The organism is Chryseobacterium sp. c4a (assembly GCF_009900745.1).
Classification (GTDB): Bacteria; Bacteroidota; Bacteroidia; order Flavobacteriales; family Weeksellaceae; genus Chryseobacterium.
This window is the reverse complement of sequence record NZ_WXVU01000020.1, coordinates 99,218-120,595: the sequence shown is the minus strand read 5'-3', so window position 1 is coordinate 120,595 and position 21,378 is coordinate 99,218. Positions and strand designations below refer to the sequence as shown.

The window sequence follows — 21,378 nt, the reverse complement described above, 5'->3', positions numbered from 1 at the left end:
TCTTCCTGTAACGCTTTAAGTTCCTTAAGATGTTGTGCATCCATTCCTCCGTATTTCTGCTTCCACTGGTAGAAAGTAGCTGCTGAAATTCCATGCTCACGACAAATATCTTTTGTCGCTTTCCCAGATTCATATTCTTTCAGAATATTGATAATCTGATGTTCTGAAAATTTGCTCTTTTTCATAATGTTTAACAAACTAAATTTAATAATTTTAATTTGTCTGAAAAACAGGGAAGTTTACCAAAAAGGTAAGTCTTCACACCTCCCTGGCTTTGAACAGCAGAGAAAAACTCTGCCTGCATTGCCTGATTATCATAAGGGAGTGCCTTTCTGCCATCAGGATCAATGAACATCATCGGATTATCTAAACCATAATTATAAGGAGAAAATCTACGGAACATCTCTGCCAGAGGATCTGAAACTCCCCATCTGCCTAGGTCAGGTATATAAAACCTTGCCCCATAATCATACATCCCTGTTTCCTGAAGCTCTTTTCCATTGTATTTATAAGAATAATAGCTCCCAAAATTAGAAGTTCCAAACAATCCCTTTATATGGTTTAATCCAAAAGGATAGTAATTATTAGTATCGGTGATTTCAAGAGCGCCTGCGCTGTTTTTAGCAAAACTTACCCTGGTCTTTCCAAGATGATCTTTATATTGCTAAATATAGCGGTTTTCTAATTTAATAGAAGAAAACCATTGCATGATCAGCAATGGTTTCCTTATTATTTTATTGTTGAAAGTACGAGCATGATGCTCCTGCTAACGAGGGACAATATCAAATACATTGATTTCAAAATATTATTTCAGAAAGTATAATTCAAAATTATGATTGCGTAAATCTGCAATTATCAACGTAACTAGACATAAAATTATACTTGAAATAATATATATCTTTACTGGTAAATTCCAATGTTTGTATATTTCATTTTGTTTTTTAAACCTTTCAAATATACCCACGTATCTTTTTTTATAGTATAGTAAAAAATAATTTATAATTACTAAAAAAGATAAAAACGTGATTATAATGATTATGTAATTTTGATGAAGTTTTGGAATAGTCCAAAAATCAATTATAAAATTATAAATCATAATAAGAGTAAATATATTCAAATTAATTAATAGGGAAATTACTAGCAAAGTTGAAACTAAAGGAGCTTCTTGCTTTTTCTTATAATACTGATATATATAAAAATTTAAATAGAAATAGTATTCCATGATTTTATCTTTTATTTATTCCAAAAGTCATTACCTGTTGCTTCCAATGCTAATTTTCCTCCAAAATAGATAAGGCTTACAGGAGCTCCCCAACCAGTAAATCCTATACCTCCCATTACTAAGTCTAATCCACCTTCTCCAATTAAATTCTTTTTACCGGAGGCTATTTCCCATACTGTTACTCCTACTCCCACAACACCCACAACTTTTCCTGCTACAGCATAAACAGAAGATGCTTTCCCTGCTGCTGCATATCCATTTCTCAACCCTTGTACTCCTCTTACGAATTTGCCATTAGCTCCTTTTTCTAAAAGTTCCGTAGATTTAACAATACCTTTTGCATCTACCCAATGTTGATTGCTATAAATACTTTTTTCTAAAGCATAATAGCTAATTGCTCCTACTGTTGCAGCATTTCCTAAATTCCCCCAGTCCAAAAAACCATTTTGGCTAGGTATATAAAAAGAAGGTCTATTAATTTCTGGAATACCAGATTTATTAAGGTTCAACATATGCGCTACCATCTCCTGTGCTGTATTTGCATCTCCTTCTGCTCCTCCTGTCCACCAGCTCATATAGCCATTATGATTACGCAATGAATACTCACCTCCATTAGCAAATACTGAGACTAAATCTTTATAAGCCTGGGTCTGGCCAAAGGTGGCACCGCCACCAAAATTAGTATTTCCACCCAAATTCCCAGGATAATAGCTCGTAGTTAATCTTCCACCACCACTCAGCATTTGCCCCATTACTCCACCTCCCTGACTTTGAACAGCAGAGAAAAACTCTGCCTGCATTGCCTGATAATCATTAGGGAGTGCCTTTCTGCCATCAGGATCAATGAACATCATCGGATTATCTAAACCATAATTGTAAGGAGAAAATCTACGGGACACCTCCGCCAGAGGATCTGAAACTCCCCATCTGCCTAGGTCAGGGATATAAAACCTTGCCCCATAATCATACATTCCTGTTTCCTGAAGCTCTTTTCCATTGTATTTATAAGAATAATAGCTCCCAAAATTAGAAGTTCCAAATGATCCTTTTATATGGTTTAATCCAAAAGGATAGTAATTATTAGTATCGGTAATCTCAAGAGCGCCTTCGCTATTTTTAGCAAAACTTACCCGGGTATTTCCAAGATGGTCTTTATATTGGTAAATATAGCGGTTTTCTTCAAAACTGTAAAAACCTTCGGCAGTAGGTACAAAATCAAGGGTCCATCTTGGTGTTACATCAAGATCTGGAAATAGTATTCCTTTATTTTTATAAGCTTGTTCTTCGAAAGCAGATTCTGTACGGCAGGTCATACAAATTCCACCACCCTCAAAATAATGATACTGAAAACCATCCAGATAATCTGTAATCTTCGCAATAGGAGTTTCTCCTCTTCGCCCTCCCTGTTTAAAATAAGTTTTTCTAAGCTTGGTTCCATCTGCGCGGTAAAGATAATCCAGACTGTAAGAATACGTTTCAAATTCTGTCTTTTGAGTAATAGAAAGTCTTTGAGGAAGATTCAGATGATTATAAACAATAGACTCAATCCCTTTATCTTTCATATTGATCATATTTCCATTCGGATCATAGTCTATCATATTATTTCCGCCTTCATAACCGGTATCATTCAAAGCATATTCTTTTACCTGATTCAATCGGTTTCCCGTATACTGATAATCCAGATCATCTACTTGTGTTGCCGTATTGCTGCCGGAAACAGGGATCGCATTTCTTTTTAATGTTTTTATATTTCCGTTTGTATCATACGTTATTCTCTCATTAAAAGTATTATTGAAAGGAGCCGTTGAATTCGGTTCAGAATAGATTGCATCGCGAAGTCTGTTTACCTGATCATAGCTGTAATTATAGCGTTTCAAGATCCCTTCTGATGCATTTTTCCAATCTACTTCCGTAATATTTCCGTTGTATTTTCCGGGAGCAACATTTGGATTCTGAGGACGGGCATATTTCATTTCATAGCCGAAAAGCTTGTTCCCAAGATTTGAAGGGTCATTTATTTTGGAAAGTCCACCCTGAATATTATAAGTATACTCTATATTTTGAAGCGGATTCCCCATATCTGTACCACCCACTTTTTTATTCTTGAGCTGAGAGAGTTCATTATATTCATTTCTGGATAAGATTTCTTCAGGATTAGCATTAATCTTATGCTTATGAACAAGTAATCTGTTTTGAGCATCATAAGTAAAAGTCTGAACGATCAATTGTTCAGCATCAGCATCCAGTCTTTTATGATACACTTTAGACTGCTTCGTTAATCCTACAAAATCAAGCTCTAATTCGGTCTTCGTATAACCTCCAAGATGATTAATAGAATGAGTACCCACCACTCGGGATTTGGAATCATACCAGCTCCAGGCTTTTGTCCATTCATCATTTTCAATATTCTTTACATAAGAAGCTGTGAGAAGACCTTTGGTATTTTGAGAAGCAGTCATATCATCTTTGATAATGTTCTGTCCTATGATCTGTGTAGGAGCAGCCGGAGTCCCTGCAGGATATGTATCATAGTAATTGACACTTAGGATAGATTCCGTATCCACCATAAAATAATTATTGACATAATAAATCGTCATTCCACTTTTAGTGAATCCTTGCGTGCTTCGAGGTTCTGAAATGATATCATTTTTAATCAAATCTTGTAAAACTGCTCGTTTTGCCGTTGATACCACTATTCCTGTATAAGCAACTCTTCCCAGAACATCATATTTTGTGATGAACCACTTACCCTTCGATGCCATTGCTGGATCCTGCGTTAAGATCAATCTGTCGGCTTTATCATACACCATATACTCCCAGCCTTTTCCGGGAATCTTTTTTTCTACCAGCCTTCCTAATCCGTCATAACGATATTGATAACAAAGATTATCCTGCACTGTCGCATCTAAAGAAACACCGGATGCTAATGGCGGAATCACAAGAACTAACTGCCCATACTCATTGTAAACATAATAAGTATCTATATTCTGTGTCCCATCATTTTTACGGGTCAGAATGAGCTGTCCTGCAGTATTTTTAAACTCAATTACTGTATTTCCATCACCATCGATAACAGTACTCTTTATCAATTGATTTCCTCCATAAGTCCCATTTTCTGTTACTGAAGAAGTCGTAGCATTGTTCACCCATATATTGGAAACTGTATACTTCTTTACTTCTCCGTTCACATTAGCACTATATTCCATCTGAACAGGATGTGAAGCCCAGTCATTCCCAATCGGAATCACTTTATTAATCCTGCTTAATGGAGAGCTCTCCATCTGTTTTTCAGCATATATTTTTTCAGCACCATAGATACTCGTAGCATTAGCAAGAGGTGAGGCATAGATCGCTCCGGACTGTGTAGCGATCTGCGGGATAGGAAGATATTCTTTACTAATCCGCCCAAATTCATCATATTCTATATGGGTAACCATATCCTTTCCCGACGGAGTCGCTGCAATACCCACCAATTGGATATTCCTTCCCAGTCCGTCAAAATATTGGACAGTTTCTGTTTTTTTGACACAGTTCTCATCAAGACAATTCTTGACATAGGTATAATTTTCTGTAGTCGTGGTATTTAAGGTCTGAGCATGGGCATATCCCAAAGTCAGCATGACACTCAGTATATTAAAAAAGTTTTTCATAGTTGATAATCATCATAAATTGTGAAACATGACGTTTGTTGTGTTTTTAGATCCAATCATTCGTAAATCATTAATGCTTGTAGTTATACTGATATTCATTGATTGTCTTACCATTTCCATCCATTATTTTTACCAACCTGTTGGATGTATCATAAATATAAGTTGTTTTCATTCCGTTCGGTGAAATGCTGTTGGTTATTCCAATCATAGGATCATAAGTAGCAGTCGTCATAACATAATCTTTTAAGGCAGGATCTTTACGCATATTCTCAAAAGCCTGCAATAAAGCCACTTCATTAACTGGATTATCTGCATCTGCATTAGATGCCGATATAGCTGACATAACAGTTTGTAATCCTGATATTTGATTATAAGATAAGCCTTCTATCTTTGCTATGGGATAAGCCTGATAATATCCCCAAATGGTCGTAACCGGAATATTGTCCTTTCCACGAGCCTGAACCAGATTTCCTTTATCATCATATTGTTCCATCAACCCTTCTGTAACCTGATTTTGGTTTTGCGTATTAAAGTTTGTCACAGACGAAGGATACAGAGATGAAGCAGCATCATATTTTGTTTCTGTTTTACCTACAAGAATTCCGTTCACTTTTACTTCCGTCTGCAATGGAACAGCAGTCATATTGGCATTTATAAGACGTGTATTATTCAGGTCTCCGGCATATTGTGTTTTCTTTTCAGTAATTTTTCCATCCGGAGCGGTTTCTTTCATGGTCGACAACTGAAAATTGGATGGATTAAATATAGATTCTGAGATATTTTGCAGTTGAGTTCCATTGCTATAATAAGTATTGGATACAATTTTGGATGATTTCAGCCACGATGCTTTTGATTTATAACCGGCACATCCTCCATATTCACTTACACCATTAATTTCATCAAACATATAGTCTATATTTTCATCTGATAATAATTGATTTTGCTGATTAAAAGTCTCCTTCTTTACCTCAATTCCAGAAGACACCATGTTATAATAAGGTCTATACCACGGGTCGTTATTCTGAACATAATCCTCAATTGTTTTAAAATAATGTTTAGTATATCCCAGATTATTGGAAGGTTCTCCATAAATTTCTTTGACATTGGTATATACTATATATTTATCATCATAATAATCTCTCTCTCCATCATTATTACCACACCTTTCGTTAGTAAAAATTTGCCCACTACTGCTATTGGAATCGGTGAACAGGTCATAGTTATAAGTAATTGTTTTCTTCACTTTTAGATCGGCAGTATAATACTTAATACTTTTAATACGTGGGATCCTATTATAACTGCCGTTTCTATAAGGACCGCTGGTATTGAAAACAGCATAATTAGTAAGTGAACCATTTCCATTTCCACTGATTTTAACAGTATAGGTATCAGCAGGCAGATCATAGAGTTTCACATCAAAACACTGTTTCTGGTAATTATCCATTTTTTTTCCTGCAGAATTAAAGAGCTCATAGGTTGGTGTAATAATGATATCACCATGCATATTTTTTATCACATAGGTTTCATTAGCATAAAAATACATTCGGTAAACTTTTTTCTGAGGAACCTGAAATGTATAATTACGGGTGGTATGAGTATCAAAATTAATACTATCTACAACCTTCAGGTATTGATAATTCGGATAATCAATATAGTCGTTAGACAGATTAGGATTTGCTTTTGTATATATTTCGCCTGCTTCAAAATTATATTCTACCAATCCTCCCTCCGGCAATGTCATACTCTTCAGAGCGGAAACAAAATATTTAGGATTTATTGATCTGGTATCCACAGAACATATATAATCTCCGTATTTATTAGGATCAGATAATGGGCCGTAATTGTGTAATGATTCAGCACTATAGGTAAATTTTCTTTTTTCTATTTCCTTAAGATTTTTATCCAATTTAATCAAGTATTCGAGACTACTATTCCAATAATCAAAGCTGTACTTAGAAATCAAATGTGAAGACTTATCCCATTGCGAAACAGATTTTATCTTATAAGGATCTTCATTCTCATTATACATCTCAACCAGATCATCAAACGTATTTTCAAAAGTTATTTTACCATATCTTGTAGAGATGGTTTCCAGTTTACAATATTGATACAGCTGAATACTTGATTGGTATCCTATATATTTACTTCTTTTTTCGTAAGTAAAATTGGCAATTTCAGTATTATTTTCATCTATAATCTTCGTTAAATAAAAAGCCGATCTATAGTTAAATCCTTTGATACTGGTATCATATCGGGCAATACTATAATCGTTAAAAATAAATTTGAACCCTTTAGCATCAGTTATGGTAAATGAATTTACAATAAGTGTTGCAGGGTTAGAATCGCGGGTATATTCTATTTTTAAATTATTTCCTGAGATATTATTTACTGTAAATGTATTATTTACCGTATCTCTTACAATCTTGAATTTCCCTGCATTTCCGGGGAAATTATAATAATAAATATCATCAAACTTATTTTTTTTGTAATCGTAACTGCTGGCATCCTGATATTTTTCATCAGGCTCATTACTATTTTCCTTCGAAATTACACCTCCTTTAATCATTGACCAACCAACCCCTACTTCAGTTCCTCTTTGTTTTGGACCGGAGTTATAGACATGATAATTTAAAACCACTGAAAGATCCAGGTTTTTATTTCCGGTAGGTAATGTAAATAAGGGAAGGGATATATCAGGAACTCCGGTAGACAAGGAAACCGGTGTATTGACATAAGATGCCATTGAGGAAACAGATGGAACAGGAAGTGAAGTGTCCCCAAAGTTTCTTTGAGTAGATGAAGTTTGCGACCAACTCCAATTAAAGAGTAGTATTAATACTAAAAATATTATTTTCTTCATAATTAATGTTTTCTATTTTTTAATCAGCTTTGCATTTGCTGTTTTATTATTATCCGTTTTTATCGTCACCAAATATGCTCCCTGTACCAGAGCCTGGGTATTCATCTTGGTCACTCTGTTTTTCGTTTTAAAGTTCTGAAGCTGTCTTCCGCTCATATCATACAGCATAATATCAGCATCCTTGAAGTCAAAGCCGATTTCTACATACGCATAATCGGATACCGGATTTGGATAGATTTTGATATCGTATTTTTCAATCAGATCATTGACCTGCTTATCACCCAGCTTTACAATCTTCCAGTTTTCTTTCCCTAATTCCTTGGCACTTGTTCCGGCTAAAACGATAGAACCGTCCCTATTGAGTTTCAAGTCCGAAAGTCTTTCTTCTTTTTGTCTGGATTCGCCACTCACATGCTTTCGCCATTGTTCATTTCCATTTCCATCCAAATAAAGCATCCAGAAAGTTTCGTCATTTTCTTGTATTCTTCCTTCTGCTTGAGTATAGCCGCCCAACAAAATTCCCTTTGAAGATTTGTCATCCACTGAATGAATCACACTCATTCCCATCAGGATATCACGGTTCTTGAAATTGTAGGATTTTTGCCACTGTTCATCGCCTCTTTCATTGAGAGCAATCAGCCATAGGTCTGTTCCTTCTTCAATCCCTATGGTTTTGTTTCCTGATCTTTCGGAACGGGATTCACCGCCGATGATGTAGCCATTTGAGGTTAAAGCCAACGTTCTGATATGATCGTCTGCTTTACCGCCAAAATTCTTTTCCCATTCTATTTTTCCGTTTTTATCCAGTTTAACGATCCAATAGTCACCTTCACCGAAGTTTTCGCTTTGTTTCGAGGTGCGGGATACGGGGGTTGTGGTACGAGGTTCGGGATTCGAGTTTTGAACGTTTGATACGGAACCCGAATCTCGCATCCCGGAACCTTTCTCAGATCCCGAAGCACGAACCTCGGAACTTCTTGAATAAATCCCCAGAAGAGCTCCGCCATCTTTAGTTGGAATTATTTTCTCTACTTCGTCTAAGCCTTTTCCACCTAATACGAGTTGTGAGAGTTCTTTGCCATCTTTGTCCAGTCTGATGATCCAGACATCTTTTGAACCGTAACCTTTGGAAGAGTTTTGTACGTTTCCTGCAACGAAAAAGCCTAAATCTGTGCTCTGAATTACTGCTTTGGCTTCTTCATCGGAAGCGCTTCCTAATGTTTTCTGCCAGATTTCATCGCCAAATTCGTTGATTCTGATCAGCCAGATATCTGAACCGCCTTTGGAATCATCTTTTTTATCCAATCCTTTTCCGGAATACGATGTTCCAGCCAGAAGAAACCCTCCGTCCTGAGTAGATACTGTTGCAGATAAATAATCGTGATTATTTCCTGAGAAATGTTTTTCCCAGGCTTCTTCTCCTTGTTGGTTTAATTTAACCAGATGGAAATCGTAACCGTTGTTGGGTTTACTTCCAGCCTCCAGCTTCCCGCTTCCTGACTGTATTGAACTTCCTGTAATAAGATACTGCTGATCGATTGTGGTGGTCACCTGACTTAGAAAATCCTGAGTTGAGGATTGGATATCTTTTTGCCAGAGAACATGCTGGGCAGACACCCCCAGAGCCGTGCATAATGTAAATGCACCAAGATAAATCTTTTTCATTCTCGTGTTTGTTTGAGCTTAATGATTAGTTTTGAAATTATCACAAATTTAACTTTTTTTAGCCCACCAAAATCATGTCGAAGTGATTTAATTTAAAATATTTTCAAGAATAGAGGTGTTTTATTACATTCTACAATCCTTCAGTGGCCCTACAAATCTACTACAGCATAGCGACAGAGTACGTCGTATTATTATTTAAATACAATCAAATTTTAAAATTGGATGTTGAAGCTGTTAAGGATATTTTATAGAGGTAAATTGTCTAGCTATTTTCTTTTCTTACGAAAATTAAAACCGTTTTTGATATCCAGATTTCTTTTAATAAAAAATGTGATTAAATGGATATTATTAAAACAGAAAATCCAGCAACCGGATTATTTTATAATGGGTGGCAGCCCTTGTAGAGCTCTTATTCTATTCAGCTGAAATAAGTCTTCCCCTGAAAATTGGCTTAGGTGGCTTTCATCCTGAAATTTATTCCAGCTATTAGATTCCTCTATTTCTTCGCCATATAATTTTGTGATTGCATCTGTGAAACAATGGGCAACAAAATCTAAATAGTAATTATCAGATTCTTTTACATGATCTTCAATTATTATTTCTCCATGAGCCACCATAAACTTTTGTTCATGATCCCATCGTAAGATAATTGGATTATTTTCATCCTCTCTAAAATCATAACAGATAAAGTTTCCGCCCGGATCCATGGCTATAGGATATACTCTTTCAGGAATTTTGTTTTTTAATTCATCATATAATGAAAGAATATTTTCTTGAGAATCTAAATTGAAATCAAGCAGCTCACCAAACGCCTTCCCTCTCAGTCTCGAAGTATCAATGGTATTAGGTGAAGGTGTAGAAGCATTATAAATACGTACAATATCGATATAATCTGGCGGAAATTGTATTCCCCACTCTGTTTCTACTTTTTGAATAGAATGTATATCTTTTAAATCCTTTTTAAATAGCCATTTCATTAAAAGTTTTCTATTTTAATCAATGTAATTACACTCTCAAGATTATATATTTTCTTCAAAGGGATAGATGAGTACTCATTCTTCCACTCTTTTTGAAAGAGTTCTCAAAATCAAAAGGCTAATTATAATCAATATAGACCCCAAAAAAGCATTGCTATAGGACGGTATTGAACTTTTCACGATCAGTTCATGGTTCTCTTCTTCATCATTATGGATCTTTATGGCAGCGTAATTACAGCAATAGTTTTCACGTTCCTTACAAAGCTTATTTACACCATCGCTCTCATCAGTAACCTCAACAGCCCTTCCCTGCGCGTTAATACATTGAGAAATTCCTATTAGAATTGGAACAAAAATGAAATATAATCTGTGCATAAAAAGATAGTCATGGTTATTTCCCTAAAATATAAATTTTTGTCATATATAACGATATATAAAAGGATAAAATGATCCTAAGAAATAAAAACAATACAATATTTTTAAGATTTTCTAAGATACCCTGCCACAAAATGAATAAATATTCGGAAAATATAACAGTTGTACACAAGAAAAATATTAAATAAATTACAAAAACTTTTTATCCTATGGATTTCAAAAAAATCAAATATTTCTTTGTTTCATTTTTAATTGCAGGGTTTATTTTCAAAGGCAATATATTACCTATACCTTATCAGATCCGTTACATAATTGGCTTGCTTATATTAATTGCCTATGTTTATGGAGTCTACACTCTTATTTACCGCCCCGTCACTTCAGTACCTAAGCTTAAAAACCACTTGCTATTAAGACTTGGAATTCTGATCTTTTTTTTCTGTCTGGCCGGTATTACGCAATGGCTTCTCAACGGCCAAAACACCAATGCGGGAACAGGATATATCTCTTTTCTTGTTATCGTAGTTTTAGGATATGCACTCCTGATTTATACTATTATTGAATCCCTATTGCTATTTACAAAGAAGAAATATGAACAGACCGCTATTACCCTGGCATTAGCTTTTGCTGTTTACTGCTTTGTAATTTTCAGTGGTTTATTTGGTTTTTAAATGTTGAAATTCCATTCAGATGGGAAAATATTCACAACAGAGTCTTACTGTTTTACCTGAAAGTTTTTAAAATCAAAAGGGATTTTCTGTACAGATTCTCCGTTTTCAATGAACAATTCAATAGGGATATTGTTTCTTTCCTCTTGGGTCATTCCATTTTTAAGTTTATAAAACTTATAGATCATCCCTATTTTAGGATATTCTAATGTGATATTATCGTATCCGAAATCCAAGTCATCTATTGTAGATATAATGGGAATAACCTCGTGTTCTTTATCCCTTTTTATGGCAACAATAAGGTCATAATTATTAAAATCTATCTTTTTCTTCTGATTGTCTTTATGAATAAGAAAGTCTTTAAACGTTGTATTGGCAGACTCTAACGATACAAGCCCAAAATAAAGGCCGGAGTTTTTAGCAAGAATAGATTTATCAATAAGGTTCACATCTTTATTGACATCCTTTACTTTGCCCAAAGTAAAGTAAGAATGGTTTTCCTTGGATGGTTTAAAATATTTAACAACTCCTTTAGCATTTACATTCTTTAATGGATCTTTTGGAAGGTCATAACGAACCACAATATTGCCTCTTTTATAACTATTTTCTGCATCTTGATTATCAATCAAAATGTTTCCTTTTTTATCTGTAGCTTCAATAGACTCAAATTTTATTAAATGAAACTTATCTATGGGCTTGTCATCCAATTTAAAACTCAATTCTATAAAATCATACACTAGAGAGGCACGGTCAAAATTAATTTTTTGCTGAGAATATAAACTTGTGCAAAGAGTGATTCCTACTAAAAGAAGTATTTTTTTCATATTTTTTAAAAATTTGAGATGACACATTATACCTCAATATCCTTTAAATTATTTTTAAAAATTACGATTTTCCCATTGACTGGTAAAATAAATATTCTCGGACTTTAATATTTTTTATTATTTAGCACGCTTTTTCCAACTGAGAGTTCTATCAGTATCTCCTTCATAAAAAGATTGAGCTGCCTCCAATGCCTCATCCACACTTACAATGGCAGAAGAATCATAGACTCTACTTTGTCCACCAATCATCATCTCAACCTGCTTATTTTCTGACCATGGTTTACGTTGTATTAAATCATGATAAATTTCTTTTTTTTGAATTGAAACCACATAATCTTCATTCCCTCCGGCAACAGTTAAAATACCATGATCAGATTCAATAATAACTTCTGTAAATTCAGATTGATCCAGGCGAATTATAAAGTCTTCAACCATATTGAAATTTTTAACCTCAACATCCATATACCCGCCAGCCTTAGTATGCCAACGATCAAAAATCATTCTCATATCATCTTTTTTTCATTAATTAAAATCACGCATCATTTGTCTGCCTGCATATCATAAAAATACCATGCCATAAACAACATGGTATACTATTTCATTAAAATGTTTTTACAATCTTTAAAAACTATAATTGTACCCCACAGTACAAGTCATCTCATTGAGACTTGGGTTTTCAACAGCCTGATCGGTTTTTCTAAACATTTGAATAAAATTAAGATCAAAACTATGTCTCTTCCACGGAATATAATTTGCTCCTAACCGGAAATTAGTCACATTAATATTCGCTGTAGCACTTCCCGAGTGATTATAGGATGCTCCTACACTGGTTTTCAGTTTATCCTCTTTAAGAAAGGCTTTGGTAACCGTTATTGCAGGCCCCCAGATGCTTGATGTCTGAGAAGCGGCATACGTATGGGTAAAATTGAAAGAGGTTGCAATATTCATTTTTTTCTGCGGAAATCCTAAACTATAATTGACATTCGCATTATGAAATCTGGATAATCCTCCCCTTCTTACAATTCCATTTTCTCTGTTCACCATATCATTCAGGGAATAATTAATATTAATATTCTGTACTTTTTCTTTAGTACTGGAAATAATGTAATTCACATTGATATTGGTATTCTGTGAGATCTGTTTATAATCAATAGAATCCTTTGGCTGCTGAATCAGCAGTGGGTTATTATTGATATTATTAAACTGATTCAGCTGTTTATTGGTAAACATTGTAAAGTTGGAGTAACTTGCCGTAATCATAAGTTTATCAGAAGCCTTCAGGTTGGCATTGATTGCTCCCACCCAACGGCTTGTTTGTTTAAATTTATGCCCGTCCAAATTATCTCTTTGTCTTCCTATATTTCCGGTAAGTGACAGCTTATCTTTCCATAGCGTGAAAGCTGTATTTAAGGTAATATTTTCAAGATCATTATTAAAGTAATAAGCACCTAATGTTCTGTATCCCGGATCAATTCTTTCATATCTTACCCCAAGCATTCCTTTTTTAAGTTTAAGGTTTACTCCACCGTTATAAGCTGAATAGCTTTGCATAGATGAGTTAGGGGAAAGAAATTTCGATGCCAGCCCTTTTTTTTCTGCTCCCTGAGAAGTTGCTCTTAGGTCTTCTACTAAAGCTGTGTTGGCATATTCTCCATAGACTTCCAGGTTTTTATCAATCATAAAACTTCCTGTCATCGATAATACAAGATTTTCCTGTGGCAGAACTCCTTTTGCATCGGGAGCTACAGCAAGAGAACCTAAATCATCCTTTGCATAAAATCCTATCACTCCAAGCTTATACCTTTCTTCTTCCCATCTGATATGGGCTCCATATCCCATTCTTCGGTAGGCAGGAATTGTATTTGGATTTCCATCATCCTCAACGGCTTTATTTAATCTGCCCGTCATTACAGCCACTTTCAGAGGAATGTTTGGGGTAAGCTCAACGCCTGCTCCTGTAAACAATAATCCATTAAAGGTATAAGGAGTGAAAGTCATATTGGCATCTCCAATATAAGCCTTTACCCATTTATATTTGGGAGCAATACTCAATCGGTTGAACTTAAAGGGTACCTGATAACCTAGCTGGCTTCCCTGATTGGTAAAGCTGTAAGAAATAGGCATACTCCATCTGTAAAGACCCAGATTAAGATTCCCATTTAAAAAATAGGTAAATGGTGCTCTTCCACTATACACATTGGAACTGTAAAAAACGGAGTTCGCTGAAATTCCGCCACTAATTTTAAAGGGATTCTTTTTTAGTTCTTCCATCGTTCTTTTTCCTAGGTTTTCTAAATCTACCTCCTGCGCTTTGCTCAATGTAAAAACTGTAGTTAAAAGCAATAAAACAGTGCTTTTTGTATAAATTCTCTTCATATAAAAAGCTTTAAGGTTGTTTTTGTACTTTAATATCAACTACTACATAAGAATTTGGCCCATTGGTAACAAAATTCTTGATTTTGATCGCTCCTTTTCGTCCGTCAGCAGTCTGAAACAGAACTACTCTAGGCATTACCGAATTGGTAAACGGGGCTTTTCCGGCATTTGTTTCAGAAACATTTATGGAAGAAAAGTCATTCCCTGAGTTCAAAACATCAAAACCTGAAGGAGAAAGCTGCACCCCTACAGATTCCTGAGAATTGATGACTTTAGTATGGCTTGCATTAGGAATTGCTATGAAACCTGTGTTCTGAACTTCATCGGGTGCCACAAACTGGTTATACAAGAATGAGGAGTTCAGTCCAAAGAATGCAAAATCTATTTTGGAACCATTAGTCTGATTCGCTTCTCCCTGCTTAATCACTGTTCCCAGTTCGGAAGAGAAAAAACATCCGATAGCAGCATGGGCACTGTTGATTCCCAATTGAATATCACTGAATGACAACAAATTCGTATTGGGCAATACAGTTACCTGCTTTTGTTGTGTTTTAGTCTCTTTATCATTGGTAGATTTTAATATAATAGTATAAGTTCCAGCTGCAGGAAGCGTAATATCAGGATTTACCTCTGTAGAAACTGCCGGAACTCCACCTGCCACTATCCATTCATATGTGGTAGCATTTGTTGATAGATTATGAAGATGAAGTACTACAGGAGCCTGATAATCATTATCAATGGCATCCACCGTCCAGTTGAAATCCACTGTCATAGCAGGTTTCACGTTGATCGTTTTTTGTGTGGAATATGTTTCCAGGCCATTAGAAACTGTCAGCTTAATCAAATGATCTCCCGGGCTTGTAAATACAACATTAGGATTTTCTTCATTGGAAGTAGATGGATTTCCGCCCTCAAATTCCCAAAGATATTGAGTGGCTCCCAGCGATTTATTAATCATTTTTAAGGTAACCGGAGAAATATCACTACCCTGCATCTGCCAATCGAAATCGACGATTACTGCGGCATCTGCCTTCACTTCAATCTCTTTGGCATCAACATTTCCATCTTTGTTGGAAGCTTTTAATTTTATTTTATAAACACCCGGATTGGCATACGTTATGGGCTGTGGGCTTTTTTCAGCAGAACTGGTGACTGATGCTCCTTCAAATGACCATTCATAAGTATCTGCACCTGTAGATTTATTAGTGATTTCTACTTTTACAGGAACAGAAAAATCGTTGTTGACCACTTTTATACTAAAATCAGCCTTTACAGGTATGCTTTCTTCTACAGCGCAGGCATTAAACATCCATGCACAGGCAACCATAAGGAGAAGGCAGACTATGTTTAGGTTTTTGTGAGTTCTCATTTGTTTTTATTTTTTGTCATCATGGTTATTATTGTACAAGCATTCTTTTTACCAATGCCTCACTTCTTGTTTCTAATATGATAAGATAGGTTCCTGCCGGAAGTGAAGTGCTATAAGGGATTGTAAAGTAGGTAGATGAAGGCATATCAACTGCAGGATAAGCTTCATGAGAAACCATATCAACAATTCTTACTTTTATAGGTGCTGCTATATCAAGTCCTACCAATACTTTGAATACTCCTTTATTTGGGTTAGGAAGGATGGTAAATTCTCTTACATTGGAAGCTTTTACCGGAGTGGTATTTACACCTGATGTATTTTCTTCCACAACAACTTTTTTATAAAATGTTTTTACACATTCACCTTGAAATCCTTTCAATCCGATTTCATAAGAACCTGTTTTGAAGAATTTCAATTCCAGAAATTCATCTGTTTTATTAAGAATCTGGATATCTGGTGTATCAGGAATAATCCATTGCACTTTCTCAGGTTTGGTTGGTGAGGTATTGACGAGCACAACAGTTGACTCAGTATATGCATGGGTTGTCAGCATCAACTGCGGATTTAAAACATCCATAGAATTTTTAATAACAACCGTATCTGTTGCGGTACAACCTTTGGAATCCGTAATCAAGACAGTATATGTTCCTGCTTTGGATAAGGTAACAGATGCGTTTGCAGAAATCACTGTACCGCTCTGGTCTTTCCATTGATAGGTTGCTCCCGCCTCATTGATGTCAACATTATAGGTCTGAGTGTCTCCCAAACATAAGGTAATATCTGCCCCTAAGTCTACTTTAAGCTGAGCTGGATCTGTAAGGGTATAGTTTCTGAAAATACTACAACCATTGGCATCTGTAACGGTCACATTATAGGTTCCCGCTGGAATACCTGTATTATTTAATCCTACTGTTCCATTTGACCAAACGACATTGTAAGGTGCCTTCCCTCCTGTTACATTAATTTTAATCTCACCGTTAGCTGCTCCAAAGCAAATTGGGTTTGTTACTGCAAGATCGTTAATCAACAACTGATCCGGGCCTATAATCTGAGTACTGCCACTCACTTTACAATTTTTAGAATCGTTGACCAACACAAAGTAATTCCCTGCTGATAATCCGGTTACCGTAGGAGTTGTGTCATTGGTATTCCATTGATAAGAATATGCTCCTGTACCACCTGTAGCATTTACAGATACTTGACCACTGCTTTGATTATAGCATGTAATTGTACTTGCTGATAAGGTAATGGCTAATGCTGCTGGAAATACGAGTGTAAATTGAGCATCTGTCATATTATTGTTTGTATCTTTTACAAGAACCTTGTATGTTCCGGTTGTAAGATTCCCCAATGTAGACTGTGTAGCTCCTGCAATATTCTGGAAAAGACCACCATTCTGAATCTGCCATTGATAAGTATATGTTCCTACTCCTCCAGCAACTACTGCTTTCAAAATACCATCCTCGGCTTCATCCGGCGTACCGTTTCCATTAAGGTCTGCCTTATATTGATAATCATTGGCAATATTACAGGAGATCTGTTTTTGAACTTCAATATTGGAAACTAATGGAAGTGGCTGATCGATGATAAACTCCTGAGAAATAATTCCACAATTTCCAAGCTGGCTTGAGGCACTGGAATAGTTTTTATCTTTTACCGTTAAATAATATTTACCTGCCGAAAGTCCATCAAGCTTAATCATAAACGGATTATTTACAGCATCAGTTGTGATTCCTGTAGTGATCAAAGTTCCATTGGCTGCATCTTTTCGCCATTCAAAATCATAGGAACCATCGGCTTTAGGAGTTCCACCAATAATTCTTACGGAAATATATCCATTGCTCAATCCATATCCTGTTGGTTGAGAGATCTCGGTTTCAGATGTTGGAATGGCTATTGCCGCCGCAGGCTGAGTAATGGTTACCGTAACTTCTTTTTCATTACCGTTTTCTTTTGCTACGCAAAGGTTAGAATCTCTTACTTTTATTTTATAAACACCTGCTGCCAGATTTTGTATTTGAGTATTTGTGCCGTTACTAAAATTAGTCCAATCAAGATAAGGCTGATTGTCTTTGGTTACTTTATATTGAAACTGATTTTGTCCGCCTCCGGCTGTTAATGCAATCATCCCATCATTTCCCTGGAAGCAATATACATTCGTTTGGGAAGTCATGGAAAACGTCACTGGAGTTGGCTTTACAATCTCAAAACTAATGGTATGATTAGCTCCATCGGTATAAGTAGCATTGGATCCATATGTTCCCAGCATATCCAATTTATATTTTCCCGGAGGAAGTCCTTGGAGAGTATATGATGTATTGTTCTGAAGTTCATTCGTAATATCCTGATTCAAAACAGCGGCTCCTGTATCTGTATTTACCAAAGATATCTTTAGGGTTTCACCAGATGCTAATGCTCTGTCAAAGTTTAAAAGTACACTTCCGTCTGTTGAATCAAAACATTTAACAGGAGATATGGTACTTGAAAGAATATGAGGTGCCGATTTATAATAAGAAAATGCTATAATATTGGATGTTGAGGGTGAATTGGTACAATTCTCCATATTCACACGGATGTAAATCGTCTTACCAAAATCATTATCTGTAAGAAAGTCTTTTCCTTTTAGATGAAGCACCGGAACATTATTGAACTGTGCAGGAAACGGGGTAAAATTATTGGTATTCCCTACCGAAAATTCCCAGTTATAGTATTGATTGTCTATATTATCCGGCAGTGTAATTGTTAAAAACTCTTCTCCTGAAATATTTACATTGTTTCCGGTAGGAGTATTAAGTGTAACCACTGGTTTTATAGTTTCCGTAGAGTTTCCCGGCTGATTAAGTCCGCCAAACCCATAGTTTATTTTATCACAAATACTGATATTATGCTCATGCGTTGCATAATCAGTGTCTTTACAGCCAAATGTTCCTCTATCTCTATGAGTAGTACCATACTTTACTCTTACAATTTTATTGGCTTTAGTAAAGTCATGTTCTCCTGAAAACCCTGTATTGGCAATACCATTTCCGTTATTAGGATAATTAGTTGATCCCTGCACAAGCGTTACGTGGGAATTATCTTGTTTCTGTACTGCAATCCATTGCAGACCACCTGTTATATTATTACCACAACTACTACCATCAAATCCGACGTATCCTGTAACTGTAAAACGATATGTTGCTGTACCGCCTACCTGAGACTGTCCCCAGGAATAAGCATAAATCAGGATCAATAAAAGGAGTAAATTCTTTTTCATGTGTTTGTTTTTTTAATATTCGATACTTATTTTTTCAGTCTTTGCCACCTGATTATTTTTCAGCATTGGCTTTAATAAATAAGTGTAAGTATTTCCTACCTGGATTGACTTGTCTTCCAAAAAGTTTTGTCCCCCTGTCAATGTTCCCCAAAGACTTGGTTTTTCTGTCCCTTTCTGACGATAAACAATGATCTCCCCTACGCTATCTCCACTGATCTTCCAGTTCAGTTCAATCTGTGCTTTACTTTTGCTGGCAGAACCGGATAGATTGGTGAGGATAGATTGTGGTTCAAAACTGTTGCTTCTCAAGGTCATTTCCTGTGATTTATCTGACTTTAGCTGGCTTTTGTCTATCGCAAGCATGTAATAGGTGTACTGCTTGTTAACTTCCACATCTTTATCCGTGTACACATAATCCGGCTTGATTTCTTTGGTTTCATAGATCATCTTCCAGCTTTTATCTTCTGAATCTTTGGCCTGACGGTATAACTGATGGGAAGCAACATCATCACTATGACTTTTCAACCAATGCAGGGTTATTTTTCCATCATCTTCCAGTTTATATTCTGTGAATACTGGAGCTTGTGGTCTCACCTTATCAGGCTTTTCCAGTTCAAGGATGATGGTTGGTTTTGATTGATTTTTGCGTCGATCTGTTGCTGTGATATAATAATATACTTTAGAATTCAGGTTCTCCAGTACGACTTTATCTTCAAACTTATTTTTGGTGATTGCCTGTGGAGTAAGTCTTACCAATTCATCTCCTTTTTGAATTCCTCTGAAAACATGATATCCTTCAAGATCCTTCTCTGTATTGGCTTTCCATTCCAGGTGAGCAACTCCCAAAGAGTCTATTTTTCCTTTAAAACCTGTTGGAGTTTCGGGAGGTGTTGTATCATTAGGCTGTGCCAGTACTGAAAAAGATTCACGTTTGTCGCCCCCTTTTCCAACGGCCTGTATTTTATAATAATTGGATGGAGCAAGGCTTTTGGTTATCAAGTTTCTTGTTGTAACCGGAATTTTATTTTTGATTGTTTTATAACTATTCTGAGCATCGGTCTCGGAGTGAAGCAACTCAAAAGAAACAATATCCTTTTCGGCTTCTTTAGGAAACTCCCATTCTAAGGCAATGTTTTCATCTTCCCCGATATTAAGTTCTGAAATCCTTGGTGTAGCTTCCATGCTCTTTTTACCAGCACCGGAAACAATATCAGAGTAAGGCCCATAATCCCCAAAAATCGTTTTTCCACGGATACGATAGCTGAATTTTGCATTGTTCTGTTTCAGAGAGTCTACAAATACCATTCCCTGGGTTTGCCTGCCATCATTATCATTCATATTCATCACCGGAAGGTCTCCCAACTCTTTAAAAGCTGTTCCTTCCTGAGCTCTCTCCACATAATAAGCGGTATAAGTCTCACGAAGCTGCAAATATTCCCAGGATAATGTTACGGTCTGGTCTTTAAATATTCCGATAAAATCCAGTGGCTTAGGCAATTCGTTGGTAGCTGCAATAGAAGCCAGTGCTTCTCCTTTTACCGGCAGGATATTTATTGATTTACCATCCTGAATTGTGCTTACCATGTACAGATACCTTTCATTAGGTTTTACATCAGTATCGGTGTACCCCCATCCGGCAAGTTTGGCAACCTCAAAATCCAGATCGGCGGCCATAAGGGCATAAGCAAAACGCTGCTCAATCTCGGCAGATTTACTGACTACTCCTTCGAGTTTTCCTTGCTTTTCTCCCATTTCCACCTCAAAGCTGTCTCCGAAAAGTGACTGAGCTACAATGGCTGCATTATCATTTTTCTCTACTACCTCCTTCCACTCATTTTCTGATGCCGCTTTGAAAATTCCAAGGTCTTTTTCTTCAGGTTTCGTAAGAACTTTCCCATTTCTGGCCAGGACATATCTTTTTAAAGAAAATCCAGTTTTATTGGCTCTTTGCCATGCCAATGGCTCGTCTACCGCCCATCTCAGCGATATTTTATCTTTTTTAGCATCTGTTTTAAGACGGATATGAGGGGTAACAGGTTTGTCAGCATCCTTTTGCTGTCCCCATACAATACTGCATAACAGCATTGTGAAAAGCAATAAATGTTTCTTCAATGTATATTGTGTTTTTATGTTCATTAT

At 36.0% G+C, this 21,378-nt stretch carries 13 protein-coding genes; 1 reads left to right on the top strand and 12 read right to left on the bottom strand.

Annotated features, from left to right (window positions below):
• The 6 genes from GTR01_RS21340 to GTR01_RS21315 all read right to left on the bottom strand — a co-directional run.
• Positions 1-185 (bottom strand): transposase (locus GTR01_RS21340; RefSeq protein WP_160138245.1); only part of this gene is annotated, 185 nt, incomplete at its 3' end.
• Between the two features lie 5 nt (positions 186-190).
• Positions 191-598, bottom strand: a complete 408-nt coding sequence (locus GTR01_RS24855; RefSeq protein WP_317167604.1) for an RHS repeat-associated core domain-containing protein — start codon at positions 596-598, stop codon at positions 191-193.
• Positions 599-1,233: 635 nt separating this feature from the next.
• Positions 1,234-4,872, bottom strand: a complete 3,639-nt coding sequence (locus GTR01_RS21330; RefSeq protein ID WP_160139746.1) for a DUF6443 domain-containing protein — start codon at positions 4,870-4,872, stop codon at positions 1,234-1,236.
• Between the two features lie 70 nt (positions 4,873-4,942).
• On the bottom strand, positions 4,943-7,732 hold the full coding sequence (locus GTR01_RS21325) for a hypothetical protein (protein WP_160139745.1): 2,790 nt from the start codon (positions 7,730-7,732) through the stop codon (positions 4,943-4,945).
• A gap of 12 nt (positions 7,733-7,744) precedes the next feature.
• On the bottom strand, positions 7,745-9,397 hold the full coding sequence (locus GTR01_RS21320) for a T9SS type A sorting domain-containing protein (RefSeq protein WP_160139744.1): 1,653 nt from the start codon (positions 9,395-9,397) through the stop codon (positions 7,745-7,747).
• A 374-nt stretch (positions 9,398-9,771) separates the two neighbouring features.
• Positions 9,772-10,374, bottom strand: a complete 603-nt coding sequence (locus tag GTR01_RS21315) for an SMI1/KNR4 family protein (protein WP_160139743.1) — start codon at positions 10,372-10,374, stop codon at positions 9,772-9,774.
• A 584-nt stretch (positions 10,375-10,958) separates the two neighbouring features.
• Between GTR01_RS21315 and GTR01_RS21310 the strand changes: the two genes are divergently transcribed.
• The gene (locus tag GTR01_RS21310; protein WP_160139742.1) at positions 10,959-11,417 is read left to right on the top strand and encodes a hypothetical protein; all 459 of its coding nucleotides are present in this window, start codon (positions 10,959-10,961) and stop codon (positions 11,415-11,417) included.
• Between the two features lie 44 nt (positions 11,418-11,461).
• On the opposite strand, the gene GTR01_RS21305 is transcribed toward GTR01_RS21310, so the two are convergent.
• The 6 genes from GTR01_RS21305 to GTR01_RS21280 all read right to left on the bottom strand — a co-directional run bounded on the left by GTR01_RS21305 (position 11,462) and on the right by GTR01_RS21280 (position 21,375).
• Positions 11,462-12,238, bottom strand: coding sequence for a hypothetical protein (locus tag GTR01_RS21305; RefSeq protein ID WP_160139741.1), 777 nt, complete (start codon positions 12,236-12,238; stop codon positions 11,462-11,464).
• A gap of 117 nt (positions 12,239-12,355) precedes the next feature.
• Complete coding sequence (locus GTR01_RS21300) at positions 12,356-12,745, bottom strand: hypothetical protein (RefSeq protein ID WP_160139740.1); 390 nt, start codon at positions 12,743-12,745, stop codon at positions 12,356-12,358.
• Positions 12,746-12,859: 114 nt separating this feature from the next.
• On the bottom strand, positions 12,860-14,614 hold the full coding sequence (locus GTR01_RS21295; RefSeq protein WP_228452308.1) for a hypothetical protein: 1,755 nt from the start codon (positions 14,612-14,614) through the stop codon (positions 12,860-12,862).
• Positions 14,615-14,624: 10 nt separating this feature from the next.
• The gene (locus GTR01_RS21290; RefSeq protein ID WP_160139739.1) at positions 14,625-15,983 is read right to left on the bottom strand and encodes a PKD domain-containing protein; all 1,359 of its coding nucleotides are present in this window, start codon (positions 15,981-15,983) and stop codon (positions 14,625-14,627) included.
• 28 nt (positions 15,984-16,011) lie between these two features.
• Positions 16,012-19,239: a SprB repeat-containing protein gene (locus tag GTR01_RS21285; protein WP_160139738.1), complete on the bottom strand. Its 3,228-nt coding sequence runs from the start codon at positions 19,237-19,239 to the stop codon at positions 16,012-16,014.
• Between the two features lie 12 nt (positions 19,240-19,251).
• Positions 19,252-21,375 (bottom strand): hypothetical protein, encoded by a 2,124-nt coding sequence (locus GTR01_RS21280; RefSeq protein ID WP_160139737.1) that lies wholly within the window; start codon positions 21,373-21,375, stop codon positions 19,252-19,254.
• Positions 21,376-21,378: the final 3 nt, after the last annotated feature.